The organism is Sphingomonas sp. CCH9-E2, assembly GCF_001557215.1.
GTDB lineage: Bacteria > Pseudomonadota > Alphaproteobacteria > Sphingomonadales > Sphingomonadaceae > Sphingomonas.
On the sequence record NZ_LSJM01000322.1, the window covers coordinates 1 to 4,991 of the forward strand.

At 66.6% G+C, this 4,991-nt stretch carries 3 protein-coding genes; 1 reads left to right on the forward strand and 2 read right to left on the reverse strand.

Going from position 1 to position 4,991, the window contains the following annotated elements; all coding sequences use genetic code 11:
- On the reverse strand, positions 1-3,274 hold a 3,274-nt coding region (locus AX681_RS15355), incomplete at its 3' end, for an MG2 domain-containing protein (protein WP_231734980.1).
- A gap of 180 nt (positions 3,275-3,454) precedes the next feature.
- Between AX681_RS15355 and AX681_RS15360 the strand changes: the two genes are divergently transcribed.
- Positions 3,455-3,991 carry an outer membrane protein gene (locus AX681_RS15360; RefSeq protein WP_066682457.1) on the forward strand — a complete coding sequence of 179 codons (537 nt, stop codon included), beginning with the start codon at positions 3,455-3,457 and terminating at the stop codon, positions 3,989-3,991.
- 192 nt (positions 3,992-4,183) lie between these two features.
- Here the strand turns inward: AX681_RS15360 and phbB are convergent, their stop codons facing one another.
- Positions 4,184-4,906 (reverse strand): acetoacetyl-CoA reductase, encoded by a 723-nt coding sequence (gene phbB, locus AX681_RS15365; protein WP_066659563.1) that lies wholly within the window; start codon positions 4,904-4,906, stop codon positions 4,184-4,186.
- Positions 4,907-4,991: the final 85 nt, after the last annotated feature.

Sequence of the window (4,991 nt, forward strand, 5' to 3'; positions counted from 1 at the left end):
CCGCCATCACCGACACGAACACATCCGGGGCATAGACGCCCTTCAACGGCACCTCGACCACCGGATTGTCGCCCGACAGCTCGGTGACGAAGCTCGACAGCACACCTTCACGCTCCACCGTCACCAGCGCGGTCGCCTCACGGAACGGCATGCGCACCTGGAATCGCGCGGTGTCGGTCGACTTGTACTCCTGCGCCTCGGCAATGACGTCCATCCGGTCGCCATTGTCCCCGCCAAACCACCAGTCATCCTCACCCGCCAGCCACACCGACGTGGTCGCACGCGCGACATTGCCCGCGCTGTCGGTGGTGGTCGCGACGACATAGACTTCGCCCGACACGCCGGGGTCGATCGAACATTGCGCGAGGCCCAGTTCGTCGGTCTTCGCCGAACACGACGCCCCGATCTTGGTCGTGCGCATATTGTTTTCGTATGCGTAGAAACCGCCGATCAGCCGCCGCCGCGCGGTCAGGATCTCGCGGCTGTACACCGCGACCTGAACCTTCTGGCCCTTGAGCGGCTTGCCCTGCGGGTCGAGCGCGACGAAGCGCAGCCGCAGGTCGTCCTCCTTCATCAGCCAGCCATCGGTCTTGACGCCCAGCTGCACCGCCGAACCGAACAAAGTGATGCCGCGCGACGCCGTCAGCACCTCGCCATTGGCATCCTGATAGTCCATCTCGACGCGCATCCGGCTGGTGCCGGTCAGCGTCTGGGGGATGTCGACATTGGTCCGTGCCGTGCCATCGGCACCAAGCGTGACGGGCAAAGTCTGCATCGGCGGCAGGTCGGTCGAATCCTCTTCCTCGCCATCGCCGTTGAGCGGCTTGGTTCCCTCCTCGATCGCACGCCCGCCGAACGTGTAGCCGTCCCAGCCATCGGGCGTGTCGCTCTCGTCATAATAGCCGATGCGCAATTCGACCGGCAGGTTCGACGCCCCGCCGCCCGAGAGATAGCCGACGAACAGGTCGAGCGGCAGCGTCTTGGGCCGCACCGCTGCTTCCTTCGGCCCCGCGACCGACGCCTTCATCGTCGGCAGCTTGTACTCGTCGACCTTGATCGACTGGCTGGTCCAGACCGTCTCCTCGCCGCCCTTGCCGTCCGATTTCACGAATTGCAGATTGTAATCGCCCATCGGTGCGCCCTGCGGCACGTTCCATTGCGTCTCGCCGCTGCCCGTCGCGCTGATCGTCACCGGCAGCTCGAACTGCGTGTCCGATCCGCTGTGCGACAGGCGCAGCTTGCCGCTGAACCCGTCGGGGAAGACGAAGCCATTGGCGACCGGGCGGCGCAGGATATGCTTCATGTTGACGCTCTCGCCCTGGCGGACGAGCGCGCGGTCGAACACGGTATGGACGATGTCGCTCGCGGCTTCATAGCCATAGCGCAGGTCGAAGTCGTACGGCCGGATGCCCTCGCCCCACGCGGTCAGCGTGAAGCTCATGTCATCGCCCTTGCGCGCCGACACCATCAGCGGCGGGGCATTGCCCGCTTCGCACCCGCCCCAGCTCTGCGGCTCGGGAATCCCCTGCGCGACCGTCAGGCGACCGAACTGATCGGTCTTGCCGGTCGCGAGCGAGCGGCCCGAACAGCTGTCGGTGACCCGCACATCCGCGCCGCCCACGGGCTTCCCGCTGTCGAGCGCGGTGACCCATACCAGCGACCCCTCGCGGCCCCATTTGAAATGCACCGCCATGTTGGTGACCAGCGCACCCGCCGCGACATAACGCGGCGCATCGCGGCCGAGCAGCGCCTTGCCCAATTGCGGCGAGGCCAGTTCGACGACATAGAATCCGGGCTTGCCCAGCGGAATGCCGACGACCTCGAACTCCTTGCCCTTGCCCGGCAGCGCGATCGGCTGCAGCGCGGCACCGACCGTGCCGGTCAGGATCGACTTGGCCCCGGTCTGGTTGATCGTGACCGTCTCGGTGCCCTTCTTGACCTCTTCGCCCTTATAGTCGTCGGCATCGTCGATGGTGCGCAGCCATTTGGCGATCACCCCGTCCGATGCCTCGACCCGCAAATGCTGGCCCGCAATCGTCAGCCCCTTGCCCTGCAGCGCGGGTTCGACATTGCGCACCGTGACGGGCAGCACTCCGCCCTCCTGCGCCTCGATGATCCCGAATGGCGCGGCGAACTTCACCAGCGGCGGCGCTTCGTCGAACCGCACCTCCAGCGGGAAGCGCTGACCATTGGCCAGCACCCGCCCGCTTTCGTCCTTCAACCCCGCGGGGAGCACCACCTTGCCGGTGGTCGACGCGGGCAGGGGGCCTGCGAACTTGATGTCGCTGATCGTATTGGAACGCTTGTCCTCGTCGCTCAGCGTGGGTTTCAGCTCCTTGCCATCGGGCAGCGAAATGCGGATCGCCTCGGCCTGCTCACGCGGGATGCGCGCGGTGAAGCGGACATAGGCCTCTTTCACGGGGTTGCACCCCGCCTGCGGATTGACCCGCGAACATTCGAAGCGCGCCTCGAAGGGCTTGCGCACGGTGAAGTCGAACCGCTGGTCCGCACCCGCGGCCTTCCCGCCCGCTCCGGCCACGCCCGCGCCCCACACCAGCGCCACGTCGCGTCCCGGCGGCAAGGGGCGCCCGCATTTCAGCGCGACGATATTGGACAGCACCTTGGCGCGATCTTCCGCCTTCGCCGGCAGCTCCTCGGCCATCCCGGCCTCGCTCAGGAAATTGCGCACTTCCCAGCGCTTGGGGTTCAGGTCCTGCAGCAATTTGCCCGGCACATCCTCGGCGAGCAGTTCGACCGGGATCTTCTCGCCAATCCCTTCGACCGCGCAATAGGCGTTGGCCGCGACCGACTGGCGCGTCGCGGGCATGTTGGTGCCGATCAGAAAGACCTGATCTTCCTCGATCTCCCCGCCCCAGCGCTGCGGCAGCATCGCCTTGACCGTCGGGCCGCCCGAATCGATCGTGAACTCGCGCTTGCCCGACACCGCATAGCCGGCAACGCTCTTGAGCTTTTCTTCCAACGCGACGGTGCAGGTGGTTCCGCCCGGCAGCGGGCTGGCAAATTCCCAGACATAGGTCTGCTGATCGACCCAGCGCCCTTCGCCGCCCACAGCGCACGTCACCTTGATCGGGGAAGCGGCGCGCGGATCGCCCAACGGCACCATCGGCTGGCTGAACCGCACGGTGTAGCGCTCGATCGCGCCGTCGCCGATGCCGGGGGTGGCCAGCACCACCTGCGGGCTCGAATCGCCCCATGCCGCAATCGGCGTCAGGGCCAGCGCCACCACTGCGGCCAGGCGTACAAGCTGCTTCATCGAACCTCTTCCCCCAAAAGGCAGATGCGCGCGACCCTACGCCCCTTGGCGCGGGAGTCCAGTGTCAGCACGCGCGGATTCTCAGTTTCTGTCAGTGGCCCGGACGCGGCCGCTGCAGCACATCGAAACCACCGCGGCACGACGCCGCGTCGCCATTCGAACGCTCAAGGAACGCATGATATGAAGAAGATCGCTCTGGCCCTCGCCGCCGCCCTCGCCACCATCGCCACCCCCGCGCTCGCGCAGGACACCGAGGATTTCAGCGGCGCCAAGGCGACCGTGATCACCGGTTATGACGTGGTCGATCTCAACACCCCCGGCGTGCGCAACCCCGATGGCCTGATCTACGGCCTTGGCCTGGGCTATGACGTGCAGAAGGGAAGCACCGTGTTCGGGGTCGAGGCGGAAGCGTCGGAATCGACCGGTCGCCTCAAGGCGGGTGCCGCCACCGTCGCCGAGAGCAGCCGCGACCTCTATATCGGCGGCCGCGTCGGCGTGGTGACCGGCAAGACGCTGATCTACGCCAAGGCGGGCTATTCCAACTTCCGCCTGCTCACCGTCGCCGGTAACGGCAATGCCGACGGCTTCCGCCTCGGCGCAGGCGTCGAGCACAAGCTGGGCGAGAAGGTCTTCGCCAAGGTCGAATATCGCTACACCGATTACGAAGCCGGAATGACCCGCCACCAGGGCGTCGCCGGGATCGGGCTGCGGTTCTGATCGGGCCGGGATGAAGAAAGGGGCCGCTCTCGGCATGCGAGAGCGGCCCCGTTTCTGAGTCAGCACGGGCAAGGCCCGTGCTTGGCGTCGGACGGGTTCCGCTGCGCGGCCCCGCCGTCCGTGCCGGGTCGTGCGCGATGCGCACCGGCGCCGTCCCCCGGCTTGCGCCGCGGGGCGACGCGCCTCGACCCGTCAGTACATATGCTGCCCGCCATTGATCGACAGCGTCGATCCGGTCACGAACCCGCCCTCTTCGGAGCACAGGAACGCCACGCCGCGCGCGATTTCGTTCGCCTGACCCAGTCGTCCGACCGGGATCTTGGCGACGATCTTCTCCAGCACGTCCGCCGGAACCGCGGCGACCATGTCGGTGTCGATATAGCCCGGTGCGATCGCGTTGACCGTCACGCCGAACTTCGCGCCTTCCTGCGCCAGTGCCTTGGTAAAGCCGTGGATGCCGCTCTTCGCTGCAGCATAGTTGACCTGGCCATATTGCCCGGCCTGACCGTTGATCGACCCGATATTGACGATGCGGCCCCATTTGCGCTCGCGCATCCCCGGGAACACGCCCTTGGCCATGTTGAAGCAACCGCCCAGATTGGTGTCCATGACCTCCTTCCACATCTGGTAGGTCATTTTGAGGATCGTGCCGTCGCGGGTGATGCCGGCATTGTTGACCAGCACATCGACCGGCCCCAGCGCGGCCTCGACCTCCGCGACCCCCGCCTGGCATGCATCATAGTCGGCGACGTCCCATTTGAACGCCGCAATCCCCGTCCGCTCGGTAAACTCGGCTGCCCGCTGGTCGTTGCCGGCATAGTTGGCGGCGACGGTCATGCCCATGTCCTTGAGCGCGACGCTGATCGCCTCGCCGATCCCGCGCGTGCCGCCGGTTACGATCGCTACCCGTGCCATAATCTCTCCGTACCTTTCGTGTGTCGCGGTACCGGCCCGCTCCCCCACCCGGCCACCCAACGCCAGTATCCTATGGGTGGCCGGG